The sequence below is a fragment of the Sorangium sp. So ce367 genome (assembly GCF_051520455.1).
Lineage (GTDB): Bacteria > Myxococcota_A > Polyangia > Polyangiales > Polyangiaceae > Sorangium > Sorangium cellulosum_B.
In genome coordinates, this window is record NZ_CP150334.1 from 1,396,653 (window position 1) to 1,421,511 (window position 24,859).

General features: G+C 68.6%; 23 protein-coding genes. 15 read left to right on the forward strand and 8 right to left on the reverse strand.

Annotation, left to right across the window (positions count from 1 at the left end; translation table 11 throughout):
- Nucleotide 1: 1 nt before the first annotated feature.
- The 10 genes from WME97_RS05240 to pyrF all read left to right on the forward strand — a co-directional run bounded on the left by WME97_RS05240 (nt 2) and on the right by pyrF (nt 8,987).
- The gene (locus WME97_RS05240; RefSeq protein WP_437549879.1) at nt 2-787 is read left to right on the forward strand and encodes a glycosyltransferase family 2 protein; all 786 of its coding nucleotides are present in this window, start codon (nt 2-4) and stop codon (nt 785-787) included.
- Nucleotides 784-2,304, forward strand: a complete 1,521-nt coding sequence (locus WME97_RS05245; protein WP_437549881.1) for an AMP-binding protein — start codon at nt 784-786, stop codon at nt 2,302-2,304. The genes WME97_RS05240 and WME97_RS05245 overlap by 4 nt, the downstream gene beginning before the upstream one ends.
- The gene (locus tag WME97_RS05250) at nt 2,294-3,238 is read left to right on the forward strand and encodes a nucleotidyltransferase domain-containing protein (protein ID WP_437549883.1); all 945 of its coding nucleotides are present in this window, start codon (nt 2,294-2,296) and stop codon (nt 3,236-3,238) included. The genes WME97_RS05245 and WME97_RS05250 overlap by 11 nt, the downstream gene beginning before the upstream one ends.
- The gene (locus tag WME97_RS05255) at nt 3,235-3,693 is read left to right on the forward strand and encodes an acyl carrier protein (RefSeq protein ID WP_437549885.1); all 459 of its coding nucleotides are present in this window, start codon (nt 3,235-3,237) and stop codon (nt 3,691-3,693) included. The genes WME97_RS05250 and WME97_RS05255 overlap by 4 nt, the downstream gene beginning before the upstream one ends.
- Before the next feature lie 2 nt (nt 3,694-3,695).
- Nucleotides 3,696-5,027 carry a hypothetical protein gene (locus tag WME97_RS05260; RefSeq protein WP_437549887.1) on the forward strand — a complete coding sequence of 444 codons (1,332 nt, stop codon included), beginning with the start codon at nt 3,696-3,698 and terminating at the stop codon, nt 5,025-5,027.
- A 259-nt stretch (nt 5,028-5,286) separates the two neighbouring features.
- Entirely contained in the window at nt 5,287-6,171 is an 885-nt protein-coding gene (locus WME97_RS05265) for a hypothetical protein (protein WP_437549889.1), read from the forward strand.
- Nucleotides 6,168-6,857: an SDR family NAD(P)-dependent oxidoreductase gene (locus WME97_RS05270; RefSeq protein WP_437549891.1), complete on the forward strand. Its 690-nt coding sequence runs from the start codon at nt 6,168-6,170 to the stop codon at nt 6,855-6,857. The genes WME97_RS05265 and WME97_RS05270 overlap by 4 nt, the downstream gene beginning before the upstream one ends.
- Complete coding sequence (locus WME97_RS05275) at nt 6,851-7,459, forward strand: GTP cyclohydrolase II (protein ID WP_437549893.1); 609 nt, start codon at nt 6,851-6,853, stop codon at nt 7,457-7,459. Before WME97_RS05270 ends, WME97_RS05275 begins: the two co-directional genes overlap by 7 nt.
- The gene (gene tmk / locus WME97_RS05280; RefSeq protein ID WP_437549895.1) at nt 7,456-8,097 is read left to right on the forward strand and encodes a dTMP kinase; all 642 of its coding nucleotides are present in this window, start codon (nt 7,456-7,458) and stop codon (nt 8,095-8,097) included. The genes WME97_RS05275 and tmk overlap by 4 nt, the downstream gene beginning before the upstream one ends.
- Nucleotides 8,098-8,108: 11 nt before the next feature.
- A complete protein-coding gene (gene pyrF, locus WME97_RS05285; protein ID WP_437549897.1) occupies nt 8,109-8,987 on the forward strand; it encodes an orotidine-5'-phosphate decarboxylase in 879 nt (292 codons plus the stop codon).
- Between the two features lie 402 nt (nt 8,988-9,389).
- Here pyrF and WME97_RS05290 read toward each other — a convergent pair whose 3' ends face one another.
- Together WME97_RS05290 and WME97_RS05295 are read right to left on the reverse strand one after the other, a co-directional pair.
- Nucleotides 9,390-10,022, reverse strand: coding sequence for a HupE/UreJ family protein (locus WME97_RS05290; RefSeq protein ID WP_437549899.1), 633 nt, complete (start codon nt 10,020-10,022; stop codon nt 9,390-9,392).
- A gap of 16 nt (nt 10,023-10,038) precedes the next feature.
- Nucleotides 10,039-10,494 carry a DUF6640 family protein gene (locus WME97_RS05295; protein ID WP_437549901.1) on the reverse strand — a complete coding sequence of 152 codons (456 nt, stop codon included), beginning with the start codon at nt 10,492-10,494 and terminating at the stop codon, nt 10,039-10,041.
- A 214-nt stretch (nt 10,495-10,708) separates the two neighbouring features.
- On the opposite strand from WME97_RS05295, the gene WME97_RS05300 reads away from it, so the two are divergent.
- A complete protein-coding gene (locus WME97_RS05300) occupies nt 10,709-11,614 on the forward strand; it encodes a LysR substrate-binding domain-containing protein (RefSeq protein ID WP_437549903.1) in 906 nt (301 codons plus the stop codon).
- A gap of 126 nt (nt 11,615-11,740) precedes the next feature.
- Entirely contained in the window at nt 11,741-12,631 is an 891-nt protein-coding gene (locus WME97_RS05305) for a LysR family transcriptional regulator (RefSeq protein WP_437549905.1), read from the forward strand.
- A 466-nt stretch (nt 12,632-13,097) separates the two neighbouring features.
- On the opposite strand, the gene WME97_RS05310 is transcribed toward WME97_RS05305, so the two are convergent.
- Nucleotides 13,098-13,964, reverse strand: coding sequence for a GntR family transcriptional regulator (locus WME97_RS05310; RefSeq protein ID WP_437549907.1), 867 nt, complete (start codon nt 13,962-13,964; stop codon nt 13,098-13,100).
- A gap of 205 nt (nt 13,965-14,169) precedes the next feature.
- Here WME97_RS05310 and WME97_RS05315 point away from each other — a divergent pair, with 205 nt between their 5' ends.
- On the forward strand, nt 14,170-15,351 hold the full coding sequence (locus WME97_RS05315; protein ID WP_437549908.1) for an FAD-dependent monooxygenase: 1,182 nt from the start codon (nt 14,170-14,172) through the stop codon (nt 15,349-15,351).
- 122 nt (nt 15,352-15,473) lie between these two features.
- Here WME97_RS05315 and WME97_RS05320 read toward each other — a convergent pair whose 3' ends face one another.
- From WME97_RS05320 to WME97_RS05330, 3 genes are all read right to left on the reverse strand, one after another.
- Nucleotides 15,474-16,832 carry a CotH kinase family protein gene (locus tag WME97_RS05320; RefSeq protein ID WP_437549910.1) on the reverse strand — a complete coding sequence of 453 codons (1,359 nt, stop codon included), beginning with the start codon at nt 16,830-16,832 and terminating at the stop codon, nt 15,474-15,476.
- A gap of 194 nt (nt 16,833-17,026) precedes the next feature.
- A complete protein-coding gene (locus WME97_RS05325; RefSeq protein ID WP_437549912.1) occupies nt 17,027-17,860 on the reverse strand; it encodes a hypothetical protein in 834 nt (277 codons plus the stop codon).
- A 193-nt stretch (nt 17,861-18,053) separates the two neighbouring features.
- Entirely contained in the window at nt 18,054-19,061 is a 1,008-nt protein-coding gene (locus WME97_RS05330; RefSeq protein WP_437549914.1) for a hypothetical protein, read from the reverse strand.
- A 47-nt stretch (nt 19,062-19,108) separates the two neighbouring features.
- On the opposite strand from WME97_RS05330, the gene WME97_RS05335 reads away from it, so the two are divergent.
- A complete protein-coding gene (locus WME97_RS05335) occupies nt 19,109-19,684 on the forward strand; it encodes an exonuclease domain-containing protein (protein WP_437549915.1) in 576 nt (191 codons plus the stop codon).
- A gap of 157 nt (nt 19,685-19,841) precedes the next feature.
- Here WME97_RS05335 and WME97_RS05340 read toward each other — a convergent pair whose 3' ends face one another.
- Nucleotides 19,842-20,300, reverse strand: a complete 459-nt coding sequence (locus WME97_RS05340) for a hypothetical protein (protein ID WP_437549917.1) — start codon at nt 20,298-20,300, stop codon at nt 19,842-19,844.
- Nucleotides 20,301-21,423: 1,123 nt separating this feature from the next.
- On the opposite strand from WME97_RS05340, the gene WME97_RS05345 reads away from it, so the two are divergent.
- Nucleotides 21,424-23,685, forward strand: coding sequence for an SdrD B-like domain-containing protein (locus tag WME97_RS05345; protein ID WP_437549919.1), 2,262 nt, complete (start codon nt 21,424-21,426; stop codon nt 23,683-23,685).
- 202 nt (nt 23,686-23,887) lie between these two features.
- Here WME97_RS05345 and WME97_RS05350 read toward each other — a convergent pair whose 3' ends face one another.
- Nucleotides 23,888-24,847, reverse strand: coding sequence for an alpha/beta fold hydrolase (locus WME97_RS05350; protein WP_437549921.1), 960 nt, complete (start codon nt 24,845-24,847; stop codon nt 23,888-23,890).
- Nucleotides 24,848-24,859: the final 12 nt, after the last annotated feature.

Below are 24,859 nucleotides of genomic sequence, written 5' to 3' on the forward strand. Positions count from 1 at the left end.
CATGAGCGATCCTCGAGTATCGGTGATCATTCCGACCTGTGACCGTCCACAGCTCGTGCACAGGGCGGTGCGGAGCGTCCTTGCTCAGAGCAGCGCGGCCCGGGAGATCATCCTCGTCGACGACGCCTCGTCGTTCGACTACGTTTCCGCGTTGCGGGCGCTGGATCCGAGCATCCACGTGGTCCGGCTCGAGCGGAACGCGGGGCCAGCGGTGGCCAGGAACGCGGGGCTCCGCGCGGCCACCTCGGAGCTCGTGGCCTTCCTCGACGACGACGACGAATTCCACCCCGGTTACCTCGCCCGTGCAGCCGCGGCGCTCGCCGAGGCGCCTGCCACGGTCGGGCTCTGCTGGACGGGGGTCCTGCTCAAGCCCTCGAACTCGGACGACCCGCGGGCGTCTCGGGTCAGGGACTTCGCGCCGAGGATCCGCGATCAGCGCAGCCTGCTTCTGGCGTTCCTGTCCATCGGCCTCGGCCACGGCGTGACCGTCCGCCGTGAGTGCTTCGCGCACGTCGGCGGCTTCTCCGAGGATCTCCGCTTGGTGGAGGACACGGAGTGGTTCCTGCGCTTCCTGTCTCATGGATACCTCCCCACCGTCGTCCCGGGAGTGCACGTCACGGTTCACTGCCACGAGGACTCCCGGCTCACGAGCCTGGAACATGACAACGCCCGCCTCCACGAGTGCGGGGTCGTCCTGGAGAGGATGGCCGCCGTCCTCGACGCCCATCCTTACCTCCGCGACAAGCTGCGGTTTGCCGTCGGTCTCTCCGGCCAAGATCCCCTATGAGCCGCATCCAGGACTGCTTCGAACTCGCGGCCGCGCGATTCCCCGGGCGACCATGCCTGTCCGTGGCCGGGCGCGTCTGGCAGTACGACGAGCTCCAAGCCGCACAACGTCGGATCGCGGATACGCTCACCGGCGTGGGTCTCGCCGGGGTGCCGATCGGCCTACTCGGGGAGAAGAGCTTCGCGATGTTCGCCGCGATGCTCGGCGTGTTGTCCAGCGGCAATGCCTACGTTCCTCTGGGCCTCAGGGAGCCCCCGAAGCGGCTGGGCGCACAGGTGCGTCAGGCGACGCTCGCAGCGGTCCTCTGCGCTCCAGAGCTCCGCGGCCGACTGCGCGCTGCCCTCGACCTCGACGACGCCGCGCGCCCGCAGGTCTCGGTCGAAGGAGAGGCGCTCGATCTGGTCGATCTGCGTCCGGCGACCACGGCTTCCGCCGCAGCTTCCGGGCTCGCGTACCTGATCCTGACCTCTGGCTCGACGGGGATTCCCAAGGCGGTGCCGATCTCCCACCACCATGCCGTCTCGTTCGTCAATGCCCTGAGCGCGGTCCTGCCCGTCGAGCCCTCGGACCGGGTCCTGCAGGCGGCCGACCTCTCGTTCGATCTCTCCGTCGGCGAGATCTTCCCGACCTGGCACGGGGGAGGCTGTGTGGCGGTGCCCTCGGCCGAGGAGAAGTTGGCGCTCCCTCCCTATTGCGAGCAAGAGAAGATCACCATCTGGAGCTCCGTCCCGACCCTCGCCGCCGCGATGGTCTCGATGCGCGCGGTCCGGACAGGCATGCTGCGGCACCTCCGCCGTTCCCTCTTCTGTGGAGAAGCGTTGCCCGTCTCGCTCGCCGACGCCTGGCGGTGCTTCGCCCCCGGCGCGGAGCTCGTCAATCTCTATGGCCCGACCGAGGCGACTGTCTGCGTGACCTGGTTCCGGTACACGGGGGGGCTCCCGGAGGATCTGCGGATCGTGCCCATCGGCGCACCGCTGCCGGGCGTGGGTGTCCGGATCGATCCGCTGGAGGGACATCCGGACGGGCGCGGGGAACTCCTCCTGTCGGGCGACCAGGTGGCCGGGCGGTACTGGGGCGACCCGGTAGCTACAGCCGCCGCTTTCGACGACACGTCCGCGGGCGTGTGGTACCGTACCGGCGACGTGGTGCGGCTCTCCCCCGATCATGGCCTGCTCTTTGTCGGCCGTCGTGATCAGCAGATCAAGATGTCCGGCTTCCGGATCGATCTGCTCGAGGTGGAGAGCCACCTCCGCGCGCTCACGCGGGCCCACGTGGCGGTCGTGCCGGTGGCGCAGGCGGACGGCCGAGTGTCGGGCATCGTGGCCTTCGTCGAGGGCGCCTGCTCCGCGAGCGACCTGACGCGTATGTGCGGCGAGGAGCTGCCTCCTCACATGGTGCCGCGCCGGTTCGTCCCGCTCGGAGAACTGCCGCGGACCTCCAGCGGCAAGGTCGACCGTGTCCGGCTCGCGAAGATGCTGCAAGCGGATGGATCGATGAGCGAACGCTATGGAGACTGACACCATCTCTGGCCACAGACTGCATGCCGCCTCGGACGCGGCCGTGTTCCGGTCCCGCTTCGAGGCGGCGACCGGCCGCACCATCGACGCCGTGCTGTCGGACTTCGTGGATCCCGCCGGGATCGTGCTCATCGCGCTCGGCGGGTCGATCCCCCTCGGGATCGCCACGGAAGCCTCCGACATTGATCTGCTGGTCCTGCTGAGATCGCCGGACTGCCTCCGTATGCCACGAGCCGGCACGCCTCACGTGCTTTTTGCAGGCAACTATGCCAGCTCGGACGAGCTGGCGATCGCGACGGCGGTGGTGCGCAGCTCGAACGTCGAGATGGATGTCCAGTTCCTCCTGACCGAGAAGCTATCGCAGCTCCTTGCGCTCTTGAAGACCTCCCGCGTGGCGCTCTCGTTCCAGCAGCGGCAGCTCCTGGCCCGACTCCGCAGGGCGTGGCCGCTGAGCCCCGAGGCGTGGCCGTCGGCGGTGGTGGATCTGCCGGACGAGAGCTTCGATATCCACTGTGCTGTCCAGTCCATGATCACGTCCTACCGTTCCCTCGTCGACGCCAGGGTCGCCGCCGAGGACAGCTTCTGGCTCTCGCTCGCGATGGGGCGCCACTCGGTCGAGAAGGCGTTCGAGGCCTATTTCGCCAGTCGCGGCTACAGCTACCTGGGGCTGAAGTGGCTGAGGTTCCTGGAGCGCCGCTGGAGCGACATGACGGGCGTCGAGCGCGGCCGATTGCCCGCGCCGGTCGCCGTGCGTGGCCGCGAGCTGCTCTTTCCGGTCGCCGCCCCCGAGGAAGTCCTCGGCTACCTGATGCGCGTGGAGGAGCTCGTCGGGGATGTTCGGCGCGTGCTCGACTCGAACCTGCGGTTCCGGCTGGCGCTGGATGTCTCGCCGTTCGTTGCCCGGCCGCGGATCATCAGCGGAGGGCGACCATGAGCGAGGCGACCGTCGGCCGGCTCGCGGCCATCTGGAAGTCCGTCTTGTCGGTCCCGGTCGTTCGCGACGAGGATGATTTCTACAAGGCAGGCGGCGACTCGATGGGGGTGATCAACCTGGTCGCCCGGGTGTGCGAGGAGCTGGATCTCGCGTTCGAATACAGGTCGTTCCTTGCGCACCCGACGTTCGAGAGGCTCGTTCGCGCGGTCCTCGCCACAGATCATCCGGACGAGCCCGGTCGTGGGGGCGCTTCTCCCGAGGTCCCGCCGGGTCTCCTGGCCCTCCCGGCGCACCAGCGAGCCGTCGACAGGTCCAGGCGCGCGGCCTCGGAGCTCCTGGGATACCGGCCGTTCGGGATCGACCCGCAGCCGAAGCAGACGCTGGCGCTCGCGCTCCTGCTCTCGATGCAGGTCCCCTGGGCCCCGGCGGTGCCCGGGCGCCCGGAGGAGGCGTAGGTATGGGGGAGGTAGTATCCTCCGGAGCTCCGGCGCCCGTCGGTCCTGTCCTGGCCTCGATCGAGCAGCTCGATGAGGCGCAGATCCGCCCGGATTCGGTTCGACGTCTGTCATCGGCTCGAGTGGCCCTCGCGGACTACGGGCTCTTGCAGCACGACTTCCCGGAGCTGTCCGACGCCGCCCTGCTGCGTCGCTTCCCGGCTCTGGGGAGCCTGCCCGAGGACAAGCGGCGGCGGGCGATGAGCGCGATGGTCGACCGGTGGCTGGTCGAGCACGCCGGCCTCATCTCCGAGGCTCAGCTCGGGCAGAACGTGGTCAATTCGGAGATCGTCACGACCGGACCTGCCTTGCCCTGCCACCGGCCGCCCGGGTACGGTCGATCGGCGATCGTGGCGCTCGACGAGATCCGCGCCGCGGATTGGTCGTGCCATGGCGAGGAGCGAGGGGGGCTCCTGGACCTCAAGGGAGTAGGGGTCGCGGCCGGCACGCGGCCTCACGCAGGTCCCTACGGAAGCGGCCTGGAATACCTCGGCGTGGCGCTCGGAGACTACCTCCTCAAGCGATTGGTCGACGCCATCTTCACGAGGACGGTGCCCTCGCTCTCGACGGTCCCGGTGTATGCGGTCCTGGATCTCGGCTTCGACATCGTGAATGGCTGGAACGGTACCGGCCCCGCCGGGGTACACGTGCGCAGAGCGCATCGCCGTCCGCCCGGGGGCTCGAGCATCCCCGCGAGCGGCAGCAACGCGGAGGCGATGAGCACGTTCATCGAGCTCCTCTTGCGCTCGTACGGCCTGACCTCGGTGAACAACGGCAACTGCCTGACGATCGAGGAGAAGGACGGAGAGCTCAGCGTGACGAGCAGTGGACGGGACATCACTCTGGCGCTCGACACTGACGACTTGCGCCGCCTTCGAGAGTTCAAGGGCGATCGAGGCGATCTCCGGATCGAGCGGATCAACATCCAGCTGACCCGGGACGTGGACGCGGGCGGGCGGGTCGCTCAGATGTTTGATTTCGGCCACGTGAACGTCAGGGCCGAATTTCACAATCCCCTGGCGAGCACGGTGTCGGACTCCTGGCTGTGTATCGGGGGGGTGCTCTGGCCGGGCTCCGCGTCCTTCGTAATGCCGGATCCTCGGCTATCGGCGCCGCTCGCCGGCTGGCACAAGCGCGCGGTGAACGAGCTCTGCTTCGGGCTCGCGCGCGAGGTCCGCGCCGGGACGCGCACGTCCGGCGAGGTCAAGGAGACCCTGGAGGCGATGCTCGGCGAGCTCGTGTCCTCGTGGTCCGAGCGGGAGGCCAGCGACGGCCTTATACAAAATGTCTCCTGAAAGTGCGGACATGCCGGGATCGATGTTTGCACACTTCATCTCGAAGATCGGCGCCCGGGAGGACGAGCACCGCGCGCTTCTAGAGCAGCTCGCGAGCCGGCGACCCTGGTGCTCACGGGTCCCCCGCGGCGGAGCTTTTCCCGGGTGATCATGCGGCCTGACCCGGAGACCGGGGGTTCGTGCGACGGGACCACCTCAGGGCGCACGCTTGCGCCGCGCGAGGTCGAGCGCGCCCTCCTCGAGGTGCTCGAGAGGAGCCATGCCGTTTGACAGGCTCTCGAAGCCGCTCCTGCCGGCGCTGCTGGCGGTCGAGTCGGGCGTCGATCTACGGCGCCACGCCTGGTACCGCAGCAACCTGCACGAGCCGGTCCTCCGGTCGATGGCGGTCGAGCGCCCGGGGCGGTGCCGCCGCGATCCGCGGACAGGCGCGCTGATCATCGAGCAGATGACCGTTCAACAGTATTTCGCGAGCCTCGGCGTCGCCGACCTGTTCGATCCCCGGGATCCCGGGTGCCTGGCCTCGATGCAGTACCGCTCGGTGAACGCGCTCGGCTTCTTCGGATACCAGTTCGGCGAAGCGGCCCTCGTGAGCCTCGGTGTCTACCGTCCGCGGCGCGTGCGCGTGGATCACCAAGGGCGCGGGATCGAGGTCGATTGCCTCTACTCGGGCGCCGTCCCGGCCAGCTGCTGGGCTGCCGGGCGGCGGGCGGGGCTCCAGCGCGTGGAGGGACAGATGATCTGGGCGACAGACGTCAACACCTGGGCGGGCACGTTCACGGGACGCCACGGCATCTGGACGTACGAAGACTGCATGTCACCTGCGAGCCAGGAGCTCCTCGTCCGTCAGCTCCTGGAGCGGAACCTCTGCGCGCTCGAGGAGGTACTCGCGGCCGCCGGAGCGACGCTCGATGAAAGCCTTCGCAAGCGAGGCGCGGACCTGTCCGGCGTCCTGGCCGGCGCCCATCTCTGCGGGCCGGCGGCGGTCGCCGAGTACCTGCTCGGCGGCGTCGCCGCCCGGGACGAGCTCGGAACGACCCTCGAGGAGTACGTGGCCCGCTTCGCGGAGCACGAGGTACCTCCGGTGCACCTGCGCGGGCGCACGTCGGGCGACGGGCTGCTGGACGACGAAAGGTGGGTCGTGTGAGCAACGTGCTCGTGACGGGAGGCTCGGGCGGCATTGGCCAGGCTGTCGTGCAGGGGCTCCGCGCCCGGGGGCACCGGGTGGCCGTAGCGGACAGGAACCAGCCGCAGGAGGCGGACTGCTACGTCCAGTGTGATCTGAGCGAGACGGAGGGGGCGGGCTCGCTCATCGCGTCCGTGCGGACCGCCCTCGGAGCCATCGACTCGCTGGTCCTGTGCGCCGCGCGCTACGACGCCTCGACTCTCGACGGGTGCACCGTCGACTCGTTCACCTCCGTGCTCCGGATGAATCTCGTGAGCCCGTTCGCGCTCGTCCGGGCGTGGCTCGATCCATCGGCGGAGGATCCGCGGGGCGTCGTCGTGCTCGTGGGCTCCGCGGCCGGCCACATCGGCAGCCGCGATCCCGGATACTCGGCCTCGAAGGCCGGCATCCTGGGGCTGACGAGGAGCCTTGCCCTCAACCTGACGGGGCGCGGGCCAAGCGTGTTCAGTGTGTCTCCCGGGATCGTCGATACGGCGATGTCCCGCGCACAGCCGGAGGAGCGGAGAGAGATGGCCATCTCGAGAACCATGCTGAAGAGGGCCGCGAGGCCGGAGGAGGTGGCGGCGGCGATCCTCTGGCTCGTCGAGACGCGCCCTCACTACATGAGCGGCGCCGACCTCAACGTGAGCAATGGACTGACATGGTGAACGAGCACGTCATCCTCGACTGCGTGCGGGACGTTCCCATGGAGACGCCGCACGGGCGCTTCCTGTCCGCTGCGATCCGGCTGCGCGACGTGGCTGGGCGCGAGAGCGAGCACCTGTGCCTGTACAGGGGCGTGGGGCCGGGCTCCATCTGCCTCTTGCGGCTGAACTCCGCGTGCCTGACCTCCGAGCTCTTCGGCTGCCAGCGCTGTGATTGCATCTGGCAGCTCGCCGAGGCGCTGAGGATGTTCGAGGCCGAGGAGTCGTGCGCGCTGGTGTACACTCCGACGGACGAGGGGCGCGGTCACGGCCTCGTCTCGAAGCTGCGCGCCTATCTCGGGTCCGACGGGACCGCCTCGAGCGGCCTCGAGGGCCGATACCTCGCGACGCGTGACCTGAGGCAATTCCGCAGCCAGGCGTTCGCGGCGCGATGGCTTGGCGTCCGGAGGGCTCGCCTGCTCTCGGACAACGACGCCAAGAGGGGCGCTCTTGTAGAGGAGGGCATCGAGGCGGTGGAGGTCGTCGGGCTGCGGTCGCCCGAGCCTCGCCTCGCGGATTTCTATCGCTTCCGGGATCGGTTCCTGTCGGGAGATGCCGGAACATGAGTAACGACCGGCCGGACATGGATGTAGCGAGTGGAAAGCTGATCGCCTTCGAGGGGCTTGACGGGTGCGGCAAGACGACCCAGCTCGGAGCCCTGGAGAGCATGTTGCGCGCGCGGGGCGCCAGCGTGCTCTGTACGCGTCAACCGACGTCCCACTACCGCGAGGACCCGCGGGTCCGTGCCTACCTGGAGCGAGGCGACGGGAGCATCGGGATGGAGGAGTTGTGTATTCTGGCTGCCGAGGATAGGCGACAGCACCTTGCAACCGTGATCGGCCCGGCCCTGGAGCGCGGCGCCTGGGTGCTATGTGACCGGTATGTATACTCTTCGTATGCGTTTTTTCGCGCACGGAGGGTCGACCTCGCGTTCGTTCGGCGTGCGAACGAGGGGGTGCGGATCCCCGACCTTACCTTGCTGCTGGATCTCTCCGCGGAGCAGGCCAGGAGCCGCGTACTGTGCCGGGAGGGGAAGATCACGAAATTCGAGGAGCGGAGGATCGAGTTCATGACACTTGTCCGGGAGACGTTCCTCGAGTGCCGGGACGAATCGTTCCTGGTGCTCGACGCCGGCTTGTCGGCGGATGTCCTCTCGATCAGGATCGCCGCGGAGATCCAGCGCCGGTGGGGCTCGATCCTGTGATAGGGGGGTTCATGGAGAATCAATCCACAGTCGTCTCGTTTGGTGTCAGGCTGGCCAGTCAGGTGCGGCGCCTGGGCAATCCCGTGGTGGTCGGCCTCGATCCAAGCTTGGATCTCATCCCTCCGGCGTTCTTGAGCGGAGGCGGGCCGAGCGCCGCCGTCGAGCGGTTCTGTCTCGCCATCCTCGACGCGGTCGGGGATCTCGTCCCAGTGGTAAAGCTGCAGTCAGCGTATTTCGAGGTGCTGGGGGGGGACGGGGTGCACGCCATGGCGAAGGTGGCCGCCTCCGCGACCGCCCGGGGCCTCCTGGTGATCATCGACGCCAAGCGCGGCGATATCGGGTCGACCTCCGCGGCCTACGCGGAGGCGTACCTGGGCCCGAGAGCCTTCCTCCCGTGCGACGCGATGACGGTGAGCCCCTACCTCGGGTGGGACGCCATCGAGCCCTTCCTCTCCGTGGCTCTTGCGAACCACAAGGGGGTGTTCGTCCTGGCGCAGACGTCGAACCCCGGCGCCCGGGATCTCCAGTTCGCCACCGTGAACGGAAAGCCAGTGTACCAGCTCGTCGCCGAGCATGTAGCGCGCTACGATCAGGCCGAAGAGCCGAGCCTCGGCCTCGTCGTGGGCGCCACCTTCCCCGGGACGGCGGAGGCGCTACGCGGCTCGGGGGCGCGGTCGTGGTTTCTGGTGCCGGGCATCGGTGCCCAGGGGGGCTCCCTCGACACCCTCGTTCGCTTCCGCCGGCCTGATGGGCTCGGCGCGCTGCTGTCGAGCTCGAGGGCACTCACGTTCCCGGATCGGTTCGGCGGCGCGGCGGCTTGGAGCGAAGAGGCGGTCCGGTCGTCGACCCGGCAGCTCATCGACGCCGTGGTTGCCCACCGGGCTGCTTGAGGCCCTCCGCTCGGAGGCAGGTCAGGGCAACAGTCGCTGCAGCGCGCGTCCGGGGCGTGGTGCGCCAGCGCGCAGCCCCCTTCATCAACCCGGAGACCCGCGCGAGCCCGGCCGCGGGGAGCGTGGCTCGCCCTGGACGCGGCGCTCGGGGGAGCGAGGCGCAGCAGGGCGGGGACAACAAAAAGAAAACGTAGCGCTTCGGCAATGCCTCCTGCTGCCAACCACCTCATTCGGTAGCAGACCGCATGGGGGAGCCGATTGACAAGTACTCGACGAATATCTCGATGGCTTCGGCGCGTAGGCAAATCAAGCCGGATCGCAGCGCGAGGAAGTGTAGCGCGGCAGAGCGAGAGGGTGGGACCGCGAGCGTCGTGATGGCTCGGTCCTGGGAGCCGCTTCCAGTCAGATGCCGGCCCCGCGCACCAGAAGGACCATCCCCGTCCCCATCACGGCGGCGCCGGCATAGCGCAGCCCCCGCGACAGGGACTCTCGACCGGCGGCGAGCTCGCCGAGGACGAGACCGCAGAGATGAAGCACGGTCGTGCTCAGCAGAAAGCCCATGGCATACAGCGCCGGGCTGACCGCATGGGGCATCTCCAGGCCGTGGGCATGTCCGTGAAAGACACCGAACATCGCCACGCATCCGGAGAGCAGGAACGGTGAGGAGCCACGGGTCGTGGTGACGATGCCGAGACCGAGCGCCGCGACCGACGCCGCGATGCAAAGCTCGCCCAGGGGCATGGGCCATCGCGCCATCCCCAGGAGGCCGCCGACCAGCATCGCGGCGACGAACGTGGCGGGGATCCGGAGGAGGTGCTTTCCGCCGAGCTGCGAGCTGACGACACCGACGCTCACCATCGCGAGCAGGTGGTCCGCGCCGAACACCGGATGGAAGAGGCCCTTCAGAAATCCCGCATCGGCGCCGCCCGGGTGCGCCCAGCTCACGGAGGGCCACGAGACGAGCGTGGCGACGAGCAGGGCGCGCGCGCCGGGACATGAAGCCCATCCCATCGTCTTCTGGATCGTGGATTTCATGAAGCGCCTCTCCTCGTCAGGCGTTCGCCACGCGCGCTGCCGTCGATGCAGGATCGCTGTGGAAGAGCTTGTAGGCGAGCGCCGCGAGCAAGAGCTCGGTACCTGCGATGAGCACGTTCGGGTAGAGCGGGATGCCCGCCACGACCGGGAGCGGCACGTCGGGGCCCGCGAGCAGGCTGGTCCCCGGGATGAGCCACGTAATGTAGAAGAAGGGCGTCCAGGTGATGACGACGATCCAGGCCGCCACGTTGAACCCGACCTGCGGCTCCATGGACCGCCGCCACACCATCCACAATCCGACGATCGTCACGCCACACAGGATGAGCAGCATGAGGGCGCCATGAAAGCGCGCATGCTCATGCCATGCAGGGTTGAACAGGTGGGTTTTATTCCAGTCCACGCCGACAGCGACGATGGCGCTGCTCGCCAGAGCGAACGTGAGAACGACTCTTCCCAGGGTACTTCGGTTCATGGTGATAGGCTCCTGACCGGCGGGCACGATCGATCCGCTGTGACGAGCCACCCATTTCCCGCACACGGGTGACTCCGTTGGCTATCCGCATTGGCCAGCAGGTGGCGGGCGCGCCGGCCAGGAAGACCATAGCCGCCCATTCACCAAGATGACAATATATTGATCCAATCGATCGATTTGATCTGCTGATTGATCCGTGGTACGGTCGAATGTCGTGGACCTGCGACACCTCCGCTATTTCCTGGCCGTCGCCGAAGAACGCCATTTTGGCCGCGCCGCGCGGCGACTGCACATCGTTCAGCCGGCGCTGAGCATGCAGATTCGGGCGCTCGAAAGCGAGATCGGCGGCGCGCTGTTCGTGCGGACGAGTCGGCGCGTGGAGCTGACCGAAGCCGGCGCATTGCTGGTCGTCGAGGCGCAGCGGGCGGTCGCGCAGGCGGAGCGGGCCAAGGCGATCGTCCAGCAATCGCTGCGCGGCGACATCGGCAAAGTTCGCATCGGTTACGCGGGCAACGCGATCCTCACTGGCAAGATGACGGACCACCTGCGAGCGTTCCGCAAAGCCCATCCTGCCGCGGAGATCGAGCTGCGCGAGATGCCACCTTCGAGGCAGGCGGAGGCCGTGTTGACCGGCGAGGTTGACGTCGGCTACTGCTCGGCGTTCGCTCTCAAGGTAGATCCGCGGTTGAGCGTCCAACCGATCGGCGCCTGGCCGCTGGTGGTCGCGATGGCAGAGGAGCACACGCTCGCGGCGCACAGGCGCGTGACGCCGAAGATGCTCGCCGGAGAGCCGCTCATCATGTTCCCATCGGAAGAGGCCGGTGGCGACGTGCTGAAGAGATTGACCCTCTTGATAGGACGCGAGCCGCGCCGGGTCCACCGCGCCGACACCACCTTGAGCATGCTGTCGTTGGCCGGCGCAGGCCTGGGCGTGGCGCTGGCTCCAAAACCGCTGATTCAGGTGAAGGTTCCCGGCGTCGTCTATCGTCCGTTCGTCGCGCCGAAGAACGTCTTCGCCGAGCTGCACCTGATCGGCCGCGCTGACGAGACCGCCGGCGCTGTACGCGCCTTCGTGAAGTTAGCATCCGGCTCCTCGGATCGGGCCACCTCACGGTCGTAGGCTTCCTTTCGTCGATGTCGTCATGAGCCTCCTGCACCCTCGGCTGCGGATGGGCGGGGCGCTGTCCGTGCCGGCCAGCCTCATGGCGTTCCACCTGGAGGCACACTGGGCTAAGCTCTACCCCTCGTGACCAAGCCGTCAGACCTCGACTGGAACGACCTTCGCTACGCCCTCGCCGCGGTGAGGGCCAAAACGCTGGCTGGCGCGGCGCGCTCGCTGGGCGTCGAGCACTCGACGGTAGGCCGCAGGCTCGCGGCGCTCGAAACGGCGCTGGGCGCCCCGCTGCTCACGCGCGGCCCCGAGGGGCTTTCGCTCACGGCGATAGGCCAGACGGTCGCGCCGCTGCTCGAGCAAATGGAGCAGGCGGCGCTCGCGGTGCAAGCGGCCGTGCGGTCGCAAACCGTCCGGGTCAAGCTGGCCACCCCCTCGGCCTTCGGCCGCTTGCTCGCCCCGCACATCGGCGCCTTCCAGGCCGCCCGCCCCGAAATCGTCCTGGAGATACTCAGCGGTAGCCGCCCGGCCGACCTCAGAAAGGGAGAGGCCGACGTCGCGCTGCGTTCGGGCACGGTCGACGGCGACGATCTGATCGCCAGGAAGGTCGGCGAGCTGGATTGGTCGCTGTATGCCTCGGAAGCCTACCTGGCGCGGCACCCGGCTTCGGCCGGCTCGTGCGACCTCCGGGGGCACGATCTGCTGGGTTTCGAGGCGGGCGTCAGCAACGCCCCTCTGGCCCGGTGGCTCGAAGAGCGCAGCGAGGGCGCCCGCGTGCTCATGCGGTACCGCGAGGTGAGCGACCTTCTGGCCGCCTGCGTCGCGGGCATGGGCATCGCCATCTTGCCTTGCCTGCTCGCCTCGCTCGAGCCTTCGCTCCGGCGGCTCACGGGCGAGAGCCTCGGGAAGAGCCGGCTCTCGATCGTGTACCGCAAAGAGGCGCCCCTCGCCGAGCCGGTGCGGGCGGTCATCGAGCTCGTCACCGAGGCGTTGCGCGGGCACCTCGGGACCCCAGGGCGCCGCTGACGAGCGGCGCCCCGCCCGGGGCCGTTCGGGGTCAAAGGTCCCGCGAACGGTGCCAGAGGGTGCCGTCGGAGCTCACGACCGACGCGTCCCAGGCCTTGTTGTACGCGCGACCGTCGGCGCCGCGGCCGACGAAGGGGCGGGGGGCGCGGGGCCTGCCCTGCTGTCGTTGCAATGCTTTGGTACCCGCCGGCGGACGAACCGTCGATTCGCAATGTGCGCCCAGGACCGTGCAAAAATGCATACACCGACACGGGGGTAGTAATCTGCCCCCCTCGCCCTGGTGAACGCCTCGGCTGCCGGGTCGAGGCCTCGGCGCTACGCCTTCACGGCGGGGGCCCGCTCGCTCATCGCGCGCTTTGCGCCGCGGGCCCGTTCATTCGCGCGGCCGCAATGTCTTCATGAGGCCGTCGATCATCGGCTGGAGGCCGAACTCGAACACGCGATCGAGGTTGAAATCGTACCCGCCCTAGAGCTCGTTCAGCAGCCTGGCGAAGCTCGGATACGGCCCCGACGTCGCGATCGCCAGGAACGCGGCCCCCTGCGATTCGTTCCACTGCGCTTCGGTCATCCCCGTGGTGGCCTCGGCCTCGCGCTCCGACTCGAGGTTCACGGCGACGCCACGAACGTAGCTGTAGAGCGTCATGTGCGCCTCGAGCCGGGTCGCCGCGTCGATCCCGGGGGCTTCCATGGCACGCAGGATCCACTCGGCGTGCGCGATCACGTTGCGCAGCGCGACGGGCCGCGCGAGCGGCAGCACGTGCGCGAGCCATCCGTGCCGCCGGTACAGCGCCCACTGCGCGCGGGCCGCGCGGATCAGGGCCTCGCGCAGATCGCGAGGAGGCGACCCCGGCAGCGGGTGCTCGCCGAATACCGCGTCGATCATGAGGAGCCCGAGGGCGTCTTTCCCCTCCACGTACCGGTAGAGCGACATCGTCGGCACGCCGAGCTTCGCGGCGACACCGCGCATGGAGAGGGCGTCGAGCCCCTCGTCGTCGGCGAGCCGGATGGCGACCTGCACGATCCGCTCGCGCGTCAAGGCGCCGCCTCGCTCGGACGGCTCACGTGCCGCGCGGTCGCCCTCGACCACCACGTGGCCCGAGCGCGGGACCGATCGAATGAGCCCCTCGTGGCGCAGGGTCGACAGCGCCTTGGTGGCGGTGGCGAGCGCGACGCCGAAGGAGCGAACGATCTGGCGCGTCGAAGGGACGCGATCGCCCGCACGGAGGCGCCCGGACGCGATGCGCGCGCGCAAGTCGTTCGCGATCTGCAGGTAGGGCGGTCCGTCGGCCGACTTGCGGCGGTTCGTCGACGTGCCGCGCTTCACCGGAGGCATGGTGACTGTACTAGCACAGATGGTCGGTTGAAAGAGCGGGCGATGCTGCCGGGACGCAGTCCGCGACCGCAGCTGTTCTAGCCTAGAATATTCGGCTAATGCGCCGTTCGCGGGGTGCCGAGCGCCGCCGTCGTCGCCATGCTGGTGCGTACGCCGTACGCAGTCGGTTGCGTACGTCGTACGCAACCTTCCCCCCGAGGTCCCCATGTCGAATGGCACCGTTCTCGTCTCCGGCGCAGGCATCGCAGGCCCCGCGCTCGCCTACTGGCTCTCGCGTCGCGGGTTCACCCCCACCGTGGTCGAGCGCGCCCCCGCCCTGCGGGCAGGAGGCAACGCCGTGGACTTCCGCGGGCCGACGCACCTGCGCGTCCTCGGCGAGATGGGGGTGCTCGACGCGATTCGACAGCATCAGACCCACATGCGGGATCTCGCGATGGTGGACGAGGCCGGCCGGCGCCTCGTCACGCTCCCCGCGGCGTTCGCGAGCGGCGACGTGGAGATCGAGCGCGGCGACCTCAGCCGCATCCTCCACGAGGCCGCGAAGGACGCGGCCGAGTTCGTGTTCGGCGACAGCATCGCCTCGCTCACCGACACGCCCGACGGCGTCGACGTCACGTTCGAACGCGGCCGGCCGAGGCGTTTCGACCTTGTCGTGGGCGCCGACGGGCTGCACTCCCGCGTGCGCGCGCTCGCGTTCGGCGACGAGTCGAGGTTCCTGCGCTTCCACGGCCATTACGTGGCGACGTTCGCCGCGCCGAACCACCTCGGCCTCGATCACCAGGGCCTCATCTTCAGCGAGCCGGGGCGGGCGGCCAGCATCGCGAGCGCCCGCCGCCCCGAGGAGGCGACAGCGCTCCTGATGTTCGCCTCCAGGCCGCTCGACCACGATCCGCGCGACGTGGCGCAGCACAAGGCGATCCTCGCCGAGCGGTTCGCGGGGATGGGGTGGGAGGTGCCGCGTCTGCTCGAGGCGATGAGGCAGAGTCCGAGTCTGTATTTCGACGCCGTGGGGTGGATCGACATGGATCGCACTTCGCGGGGTCGCGTCGTGCTCCTGGGCGACGCCGGCTACGGCGGCACCATCGGAGGGCAGGGGACCGGCCTCGCCGTGGTCTGCGCGTACGTGCTCGCGGGTGAGCTCGCCGTTGCGAAGGGAGACCATCGCGCCGCGTTCCAGCGCTACGAAGCGCGGATCCGTCGATATGCCCGGCGCTGCCAGCAGGGGGCGAAGCACGTCGGCTCGTTCTTCGCACCGCCGACCCGCGTGCAGCTCGCGCTGCGCAACACGATGTACCGGGCGCTCACCTCGCGCCCGCTGTCCCGCTGGTTCGAGAAGATGGTCACGAGCGCCGCCAGCGACCTCGTGCTCCCCGCGTACCCGGCGTGACCTCCTCGAGGGCTCGAAGCGCGCGGATCAGGGACGCCCGGAGGGCGACGTGTGCCGCGGCACGCCTCGCCGTGGCGCGAAGGCGGCCCCCTTCGTGGCGCGCCGCCCGCGCGGTGAGCCCCTTATTCGCCGCGCTCCGTGCGCGCCGCCTCGTCGAGGAAGCGCTCCATGCGGCTCCGCATCTCCGACAGCTCGCTCCTGAGGTACGCGACGTCCGCCGCCCACGCGGGGAGGGGGGGCCCATGCACGTCTTCCTCGACGGAAGAGCGAATGAGCTTGGCGTAGCGGTCCACCTGCTCCTCGAGCCGCCCTTCGCGGAACGGGCCGTCGAGGAGGCCCCGGACCGCGCTCCGGTAGCCCGCGAGGTCCTGGCGAAGGGCGCTGAACAGCACGTCGCAGCCGGGTACGCGCAGCTGCGCTCTGCCTTCGAGCACCGGGACGTCTTCGGGGCACATCTCCGGCGTCTCCGTCCAGTGAGCCGCCCCGCCGAAGAAGCGCCAGCTGCCCAGGCTCAATGTGTTGTCGAGATCCCACGGAATGATGCGGAACGTGCCGGACGAGGGCTCTTCGTAGACGAAGTAGTTGTGGTTCGCGGCGGAGCCGTCCTCGCCGACGTAAAAGGTGGTGATCCCGTCCCAGTTCAAGATGGCGTCGTCGACGGCCAGGTAGCGCTGGAGCTCCTCGACATCCATCCATGTCGACAGGGCGGCGAGGCGCTCCGCGCCCTCGGTGGACGCGAGGTCCTCCGCGAACGCGATGAAGCGCTCGTGCGTTGCCTCCTCTTCGTTCGTCTCGATCTTCTCGGCATAGTAAGCGGGGTCGGTCGAGACCGGCCAGGCTGCTTCGTAGAGGTTGCCGTCCGGATCCTCGGGAAACTGGTTTTTCGTGAAGCGGCCGTCGGCGTCCTCCACCATCGAGAAGAGGCCGAGCGGCTCGCCGTTCACGTGCAGCGTGGCCCACGCGCTCCTCGGGGCGGCCACGCCCATGTCCCTGTAGAGATCATAGGCGAGCCGCTCGTGGAGCTTCGTGGGGTCGCGGACCATGGAATGGAAGTTCAGGCGCTTCTGCCGGAAGAAGCGCTGTCCGTCGACATACTCGTCGAACCTCACCTTCATGCTGAGCTTCGCGCAGGGGAGCTCTTGCTGCTCCTCGACGCACATCTCGAGGGTGCCGTAGCCGCCCTTGAAGCGCAGGCCCACGAGGCCCAGGCTGCTGCCCCTGTAGCAGGCCTCCGCCTCGACGTACTCCTCCTCGATCGCGTTGGCCTGGAGGTCCGCCCAGGTCTCGTCGCGAAGCCGGAAGTCGAAGCGCGGGACGTCGCTGGCCGCGTAAAGCGCGCTCGGGTCGCCATCGGCCACCGCGGCGTCCGGCGGATAACACGGCAGCGTCTCTCCCTGCCCGCCGTTCGTGATCTCTTCGTCCCCACAGCCCGCGCCCGTGGAGAGCGCCAGCGCGAGCAAGAGGCAATAGGTTGGTTTCATCAGCCGCTCCTTGCGGGCGGCGAGCCTAGAGCGACACACGGGTTGAAACCACGAGAAAAAAACGGGAATTTCACAGGGAGACGGGGAGGCGGGGAGCGAGAGAAGGCAAGAGGGAGAAATTCATTTCTTTTTTCTTCCTCCCCGCCTCCCCGCCTCCCTGTGAAAATTCTCCGGGTTTCAACGTGATCGTTGTTCTAGCGCGGGACCTCGGGGATGAACTCGGCGCCCAGGCGGAAGATCAAGAAGTCCTTGGTGACGTTGCCGCCGCTGGTCTCAGGCCACATGAAGGGGCTGCCGGCGCTGCGGTCCGGATCCCACTCGTACCACATCCACCGAGCCGCCTCGTCGATGTCGCAGACGATGGAGAACTCATTGCCGGGCTCCGGGACCGAGCGCTCCGTGTCGTTCGTCTCTCCGAACGCCACATGGCCGTGCGCGGACGCCTCGGTGGTCACCCAGCCGGCGCTTGTCGTCTGCGGGTCGAGATCACCGCTGTTGCAGCGCGCGATATACTGGTTGATGGTCTCCAGCGTCGGCCCGTTCGAGCCGAGGTCGTAGTCCTCGCCCGTCGCGCAGACCTCCCACGCGCCGTTGCCGGTGAAGACGGGAGCGGCCCCCTCGCGGAAGAACTGGCCGATCACGCCCTGTGTCGTGGACTTGTCGGCATACGTGATGATGTAGAGATAATGCCCGGCGTTCGCGGACGCCGCTGGCACGGTGTACGACTCCGGCCCGTTGCCGATGGGACAGGAGAAGATCTTGCCGGCGAGGGTGTTCTCGATGCCCCCGAAATAGTTCAGGAGCCCGTCGCCGGTTCCGTAGCCGAAGCCGTACGCATTGTCGGCCGTGATGATCACGCTCACCGCGGTCGAGAGCTCGGTCCCTCCGCCGCCGCCGGCGATCTCCCCGAGACCGTTGTCGTCCTCCCCGCCCGCCCCCCCGTTACCGCCGCCGCCGGCGCCGGAATCGCCAGGATCGGTGCCGGCGTCCGAACACCCGGATGCATGAAGCGCGACAGCAAAAGCCAAAGCTGAAACAAGACGTAAATTCATTCCACCAGGATCGGCGAAGTCGCGCCCTGCGTAAAGGCCTCTCGGAGAGCACGAGCGCGCCGTCCGGGCGTCGCGGGCCATCTGGCACGATTCCGACGCTTCCCTCGCCGGGGTGCTGCCCGTCTCCCGGAAGGAAAAGGAGGAGGTCGAGAAGGCGGCTTGGTCCGCCTCAGCGCTTGTTTCCCGCTTCCGCTCGCCGCTCGAACCGCAGCCTGAGCACCTCGTCCTCGAGCTCGTTCGCGATCGCCATCGCCCGCCGCCTCGCCTCCGCGCCCTCGTCGCCGCCCACGATCCGCGCCAGCATGTTCAGCGCCATCGCGCGCATCCGCAGGTGCCCGCCGTCCCCCGCGTGCCGGCACGCCTCGCGCGCGAGCGCCGCGCCTTCCTCGGGGAAACCCTGCTTCCACCGCGCGTACGCCAGCCCGTTTGCCCGCCGCGACCGCGCGAAGGCCGGACCGTCCTCCGGGATGCGCCGGTAAAGCGCCTCCGCGGCCGCCGGATCCGGCTGCTTGCCGCCCCAGGAGCGGTTCCGCTCGAAGGCGCGTTGATCGATCCACCGCGCGAACAGGCAGGCTCGGTCGCAGGCGGGCATCGGCAGCTCGAAGAGCGGCTCGATCTCGTCGAGCAGGCCAGGCACGCGCGCGACGTCATCGCGGCTCGCCACGAAGGCCTCTGTGAGCAGGGCCTCCACCCGCGCCTCGGGCGGGGCCTTTCCGAGCAGCGGCCGGATGCGGGCGAGGTGCGTCTTTCCGGCCTCGCGGTCGTCGCCGCGCAGCACGCAGGTGGCGTGGGCGAGGGCGAGGAAGACGTGGGAGGTCGGATCCTCGCTCACCGGCGGTCGATCCCAGAGGCGCAAGAGGTCCTGGGCGAGGGGCAGGGGCAGGTCGGTGAACCGCGAGTGATAGGCGCCCATCCAGCGGGCGCGCTCGGTGAGCGCCTCCGGCAAGCCGAAGGCCCCGAGGGCGCGCGCCCCCCAGGTCCCGCCGTCCCGCTGGCCACGCGTCCGCAGGCGGCGCAGGGCGCGCTCGATCGAGGTCACGTCGTCCTCGTAGCCACGCAGGGAGGAGAGCCGCTCGGCGACCGCCGTCAAGGAGCCGTGCTGCGCGACGAGCCAGGCGACGTAATCCTCCCAGGAAAAGCCCGCGGGAGCGGCCTGTCCGGTTTCGTGTCCGGGCATTTTCTTCGCGCCGATCTTATCAAGGTCCAGCAGAGAGGAGGACGGACATGGGAAAAGAACCTGCGTTTTTCCTGGTGATCGATCTGGAGGCGACGTGCGACGAGGAGGGCCGCATCCCCGAGCGCATCATGGAGATCATCGAGATCGGCGCGGTCCTCGTGGACGGCGCGACGCTCGAGCCCGTGAGCGAGCTCGCCACCTTCGTGCGCCCGGTCATCCGGCCGAAGCTCACGGAGTTCTGCACGAAGCTCACCACGATCACGCAAGCAGACGTCGACGCCGCGCCCACGTTCCCCGAAGCCATCGCGGCGCTCGGGCGCTTCGTCGGCCAGCGGGAGGCGCTCTTCTGCTCGTGGGGCGATTACGACCGCAAGCAGTTCGAGATCGACGCGGCCCGCTGGGGCGTGCCCCTGCCGCTGCAGGGGCACATGAACATCAAGAAGCGCTTCTCCGCGGCGCTCGGGGTGACCCAGCGCTACGGCATGGCGAGCGCGCTCGAGCGGCTCGGACTCCCGCTCCACGGGACACACCACCGCGGGATCGACGACGCGCGCAACATCGCGCGTATCCTGCCTTACGCGATTGGCCGCGTGCCGATCCCGGAGGCAGGGCCCGCGGGGTGAGCGCCTCGCCGGGGCTTCGCTCCAGACCCGACCGGGGGCTGTCCGCCCCTGGACCGGACCCGCCAGGGGCGGAGCCGGGGTTGCTGGTCGAGTGGGACCCGCGCACGGGAGAGGACGTGGCGCGCGAGGCCGGAGAACCGCCCGCGCGCGGGCTGGCTCACCCCTCGCGCGCCATGCGGATCGCCTCCGCGAGGCCGGCGGAGGTGAGGTTGGGGTCCTTCAGGAGCGTCGCCGCCCAGGTCGCGAGCTCGCCGGTCGTCCGGAAGACGTTCGGCGCCCGCCCCGTCTGCAGCAGCATCATGATGGAGCGGACCGAGGCGGCGATGAACCCCTCCGACTCGACGAGCGTGGCCGTGCCCCTGAGGTTCCGGGAAGGGGAGCTCGCCGCCCGCCGCATCGCGGCCCGGCTCTCCTCGTCCGGCGGTAGGGTGCCCTGAAGGGGGAGGACGACGACGAAGACCGCGCCGCCCGGCTGGCCCGCCGACCAGCGAGCGAAGAGCTCTCGCGAGCGATCGATCCCGACCGCGGTGGCCTCGCCCCGCCAGATCAGCAGCATGAGCCGCCGCCACACCGCGACCACGTACCCGTCCGTGCGCTCGAGTAGCTCGGCCGTCATCGGAGGAGGACGGACCGTTATCATTGTGGCGTATTGTCGTTCCGCCGGGGGGATGGTCGTCAAGCCCATGCCGATTATTCGGCGCTCGCCGGACCCGGCGGACGCGGTTACGCCTACGCTAGCAGCCCGTCCCTCTCCAGCCGCTCCAGCCGCTCGATGGCCGCCCGGCGTCGCGCCAATCGGCCGCCAGCAGCGCCCGCCCGGCCGCGGTCCCGCTCAGCGTCTCGATCCGCGGTAAGCGCGTGGCCGGGCCCACCATCCTGGGCCGGGCGCCTCGGTGAGCCGGCTTTGGTGTGCAGCCGTACCAGCGGCGGCGGACCATCAAGTTCGCCCCACAGCAGCGGCAGCGCGCAGCAGCTTGCGGGCATGTGATGAACGGTGCGCGATGAGCTGCGCCCGCCGCCTGACACCCACCCGCACGCGAGCCCGCACGCGAGCCCGCACGCGAGACCACGAGCCAGATAAAAAGCTCACGCGGCGAAAAAGGATCTAGACAGGCGAAGCGAAGACTCGGTATCTTGAAAAATGGTCCCGTGCGCATTCTGCATCAAATCTCGTCAGACACTCCCGCGTACCTGATCCGATCCTGTTCGTCCCTCGGCCTCCGCGAAGGGTCGGCGAGGGCTGCTGATCCGGCTGAGCGTGCTGAGCGTGCTGAGCGTGAAAGCGTGCCGCCGCCGCACGCGCCGCCCGGGGCACGCCGCGACCCGCGGACCGCGAGCTGCGCACTGGCCATCGATGTCGATGAGACATCGATGCGACAGACCACGCTCGTCTCTGCGTTCCTCCCCACAGATCTCGAGACGACGCGAGACGCCGAAAAACGTCACCACACGACCCAAAATTGTCACTGCGCAACTCGATATATTTTTCTGGTCTGTCTTCAAAAAGATCTGGACACCTTCGTAGTCGAGTTGCTATCTTGAACACTGTCACCTTGCGCATCCGCCCTCCGATCGAAGCACAAGCACCCGCGTACTTGATCCGATCCTGATCAGCACGCGGGGGCTCATTCCGACCGGAGCCCGCGAAACCGACCTCGCCTGACCCGTGTGTCATGGCGCCTGCTATTCGGATGACGCTCCAGCAATGGTTCACCCGTGAGGACCTCGAGGAGCTACCAATGAAGCAGATCGCAATCGCATCTTCCGCCGCGCTCGCCACGCTGTTCATCACCGCCACCAGCCTCGCCAACACGACCGCTCCGTCTCCCACGTGCACCGTCATCAAGCGGGGTGTCCTGGGCGACATCTACAACGCGGAGATCTGGAGCCTCGCCCCGAGCTACCATGTCCCGTCCCCCTTCGAGGTCAACACCGGGTTCTCCAGCTCGGTCGGAGAGAAGCGCGCCCTGTTCCGCTTCGATCTCAGCCCCATCCCGGCCGGCTCTCTCGTCACGTCGGCCAAGTTCTACGCCCTGACGTACACGAGCACCGCGAAGACCGTGTACGTCCACCAGGTGCTCGCTCCCTGGAGCGAGTCGCTCGTCACGTGGAACAACTTCGGCGGCATGGACCCCGCCGCGTTCACCACGTTCGTGCCCAACGTCACCGGGTGGAGCTCGGTCGACCTCACCGGGATGGTGCAGCAGTGGGTGAGCGGGACGGCGCCGAGCTACGGGATCCTCCTCGAGGAGGGCGCCAGCGGGAAGACGTCGTACAAGGGCAGCGCCCACACCGACATGGGTTACCGCCCTCTCCTCGAGGTCTGTTACACGGTGCCGAAGGGCTCGATCGGCGACAAGGTGTGGTTCGACGCCAACGCGGACGGCATCGAGGACGCCTCCGAGCTCGGCATCTCCGGCGTCGTCGTCGACCTCTTCGGCGACCCGAACTGCGACGGCGTCGCCGACGGCGCCATGCTCCAGACGGCGGTGACCGGCGCGAACGGCGTCTACCGCTTCACCGAGCTCAATGCGGGCTGTTACGTCGTCGACGTCGACGACGCGACGCTCCCGCTCGGCCATATCCTGACCAGCGACGACGAGCCGCTCGGCGTGTCCCTCGGCGTGGGTGAGAACGTGGCCAACGCCGACTTCGGCTACGTGACGTACTCGTCGATCGGCGACACGGTGTGGCTCGACAGCGACGCCGACGGGCTCTACGAGCCGGAGACCGGCGAGCTCGGCGTCAACGGCGTCCGTGTCGAGCTGTTCCAGGGGGCCCAGCTCGTCGACTTCACGATCACCGGCACGAGCCCCTACACCGGCCAGCCCGGCTTCTACCTCTTCGACACGCTCCCGGCGGGCACCTACTCGGTGGTCGTCACGCCCGACAACTTCATGACGAGCGGTCCGCTCGCCGGACAGGAGCCGACGGCCGACCCCGACGGCGGGCTCGACAACGTGGGCGTGGTCTCGCTCGGCTGGGCACAGGACCTGCTCGACGCGGACTTCGGCTACCAGCTCTCCTGCGGCAACGGCGTTTGCGGCGGCGACGAGAGCTGTTCCACCTGCGCCGTCGACTGCGGCGTCTGCCCGCCCCAGTGCGGCAATGGCACCTGCGAGGCCGGCGAGGACTGCGGCAGCTGCAGCGCCGACTGCGACGTCTGCCCGCCCGCATGCGGCGACGGCACCTGCAACGGCAGCGAGAGCTGCGGCACCTGCGCGGACGACTGCGGCACCTGCCCGCCGGTCTGCGGCAACGGCACCTGCGAGGCCGGCGAGGACTGCGGCAGCTGCTCGGACGACTGCGGCGCCTGCCCCGCGGTCTGCGGCAACAACGTCTGCGAGAACGGCGAGGACTGCTCGACCTGCACCGGCGACTGCGGCGCTTGCCCCGCGGTCTGCGGCAACGGCGTCATCGAGGCCGGCGAGAACTGCCTCGAGTGCCCGAGCGACGTCGGCATCTGCCCGCCGGTCTGCGGCAGCGGCGTCTGCGAGGCCGGTGAGACCTGCTCGAGCTGCGCGGCCGACTGCGGCGAGTGCCCGCCGGTCTGCGGCGATGGCGTCTGCAAGGCCGGCTCCGAGGACTGCTCGAGCTGCGCGGCCGACTGCGGCGCCTGCCAGTGCGCCTCCCCCGGCACCGGCACCCCCGGCTACTGGAAGAACCACGAGGGCGCCTGGAAGGTCTCGCAGCTGACCATCGGCGGCAAGACGTACACGAAGTCCCAGCTCCTCGACATCATCAGCCGTCCGACCAAGGGTGACGTCACTTACATCATCGCGAAGCACCTCATCGTCGCCAAGCTCAACGTCGGTATCGGCAACCAGTCGAGCTGCATCGAGGACACCATCGCCGCGGCCGACGCCTGGCTCAAGAAGTACCCGCTCGGCAGCAACGTGAAGGAGGGCGGCAAGAACTCGCCCTGGTCGACCGGCGAGCCGCTCGCCACGAAGCTCGACAACTACAACAACGGCCGCCTCTGCGCGCCGCACCGTGACTGACCGACGCTCGGCCGATAGCCGGTGACCGGCCGGCACGACGAGACCTCCCCAAGGCCAGCGCCCGCCCCGAGCGAGCCGCCTCGAGCGCGACCTGCGCTGGCCCTTCCCCCTCTCCTCGGCCGCTTCCCCTCCTGCGCCGCTCCCTCCCCCGAGCTCCTCCTCACCGAACGTCCTGGTCCGCGATCGGCAGCCTCATCGCTCGCTAGAACGTCGGCGGCGATGGATTCAGGTCAGAGTCCAGGAACTCGGTGATCATGGGCACGAGCCAGCTCCCCCGTTGCATCATCCCGATGTGCGTGGTGCCCGGGAGGATGGCAAGACGAGACTTCGGCAAGCCGTGCATGTCTCCCATCTTTCCGCCGCCCTTGGCCCGAAAGAGCTCGAGCGCATGCTCGTACCGTATGCCATCGGCATCGCCAAGGACGATGAGCATGGGCGCCTCGATGCCTTTCACCTCACTGGACCAGTCATAAGGCTTCACGTCCACGCTGATGACCTTCTTGATGAACTCAGGAAAGCGTGCCGGGTCGTTCCCGAACTTGAGGTACTGCTCCTCGATGGGGGTGCCTTTGAACATGTCTGCGTTCATCGTGGCGAAGCTGGCCTCTGCATCCGGCCACCACCCGTCGTGCGCATAGACGCCCGACAAGATGACGACCCTGCGGACCTGCTCGGGATGGCGTATCGCCACCTGAAAGGCCACGCCTCCCCCCATGCTGTACCCCAGCACGTCAGCGCTCGCGATTTTCAGGTGCTTGAGCAGTCCGGACACATCATCGGCCATGCCTTCGTAGCTGAACTCCCGAGGTACATCTCGCGTCCGGCCATGGCCTTGCATCTCGGCCACGATCACTTGCCTGCCTCGTGCCAGCGCAGGGATGACGTGAGCCCAGTTCATGGGAATGTTCATGAACGAGCCATGTAACAGGACGATGGGCTTACCCTTCCCATGTACCTCATAGTACATCTTCAGCCCGTTCACATCCGCGTATCCGCTCTCGGTCGGTATTGTGCGCTGGCTTGCCGTCGCGTCGTTCATCGTACCTTCCATCGCGTCTTTCGGCGCAGTCGAGGCGTTATGGCTCTCTCTCGGCATCGGCCGGCACGCTGCCCCCACGAGGACGAGCGCGACCAGCAGCCCATGCGAGGCGTGCTGCTTCATTCTTGATGCCCT

Bases quoted from the DNA above. Each gene is read 5' to 3' on its own strand.
- WME97_RS05240 (WP_437549879.1), top strand. From the start codon at position 2: ATGAGCGATCCTCGAGTATCGGTGATCATTCCGACCTGTGACCGTCCA.
- WME97_RS05245 (WP_437549881.1), top strand. From the start codon at position 784: ATGAGCCGCATCCAGGACTGCTTCGAACTCGCGGCCGCGCGATTCCCC.
- WME97_RS05250 (WP_437549883.1), top strand. From the start codon at position 2,294: ATGGAGACTGACACCATCTCTGGCCACAGACTGCATGCCGCCTCGGAC.
- WME97_RS05255 (WP_437549885.1), top strand. From the start codon at position 3,235: ATGAGCGAGGCGACCGTCGGCCGGCTCGCGGCCATCTGGAAGTCCGTC.
- WME97_RS05260 (WP_437549887.1), top strand. From the start codon at position 3,696: ATGGGGGAGGTAGTATCCTCCGGAGCTCCGGCGCCCGTCGGTCCTGTC.
- WME97_RS05265 (WP_437549889.1), top strand. From the start codon at position 5,287: ATGCCGTTTGACAGGCTCTCGAAGCCGCTCCTGCCGGCGCTGCTGGCG.
- WME97_RS05275 (WP_437549893.1), top strand. From the start codon at position 6,851: ATGGTGAACGAGCACGTCATCCTCGACTGCGTGCGGGACGTTCCCATG.
- tmk (WP_437549895.1), top strand. From the start codon at position 7,456: ATGAGTAACGACCGGCCGGACATGGATGTAGCGAGTGGAAAGCTGATC.
- pyrF (WP_437549897.1), top strand. From the start codon at position 8,109: ATGGAGAATCAATCCACAGTCGTCTCGTTTGGTGTCAGGCTGGCCAGT.
- WME97_RS05290 (WP_437549899.1), bottom strand. From the start codon at position 10,022: ATGAAATCCACGATCCAGAAGACGATGGGATGGGCTTCATGTCCCGGC.
- WME97_RS05295 (WP_437549901.1), bottom strand. From the start codon at position 10,494: ATGAACCGAAGTACCCTGGGAAGAGTCGTTCTCACGTTCGCTCTGGCG.
- WME97_RS05310 (WP_437549907.1), bottom strand. From the start codon at position 13,964: ATGCCTCCGGTGAAGCGCGGCACGTCGACGAACCGCCGCAAGTCGGCC.
- WME97_RS05315 (WP_437549908.1), top strand. From the start codon at position 14,170: ATGTCGAATGGCACCGTTCTCGTCTCCGGCGCAGGCATCGCAGGCCCC.
- WME97_RS05320 (WP_437549910.1), bottom strand. From the start codon at position 16,832: ATGAAACCAACCTATTGCCTCTTGCTCGCGCTGGCGCTCTCCACGGGC.
- WME97_RS05330 (WP_437549914.1), bottom strand. From the start codon at position 19,061: ATGCCCGGACACGAAACCGGACAGGCCGCTCCCGCGGGCTTTTCCTGG.
- WME97_RS05335 (WP_437549915.1), top strand. From the start codon at position 19,109: ATGGGAAAAGAACCTGCGTTTTTCCTGGTGATCGATCTGGAGGCGACG.
- WME97_RS05340 (WP_437549917.1), bottom strand. From the start codon at position 20,300: ATGACGGCCGAGCTACTCGAGCGCACGGACGGGTACGTGGTCGCGGTG.
- WME97_RS05345 (WP_437549919.1), top strand. From the start codon at position 21,424: ATGAAGCAGATCGCAATCGCATCTTCCGCCGCGCTCGCCACGCTGTTC.
- WME97_RS05350 (WP_437549921.1), bottom strand. From the start codon at position 24,847: ATGAAGCAGCACGCCTCGCATGGGCTGCTGGTCGCGCTCGTCCTCGTG.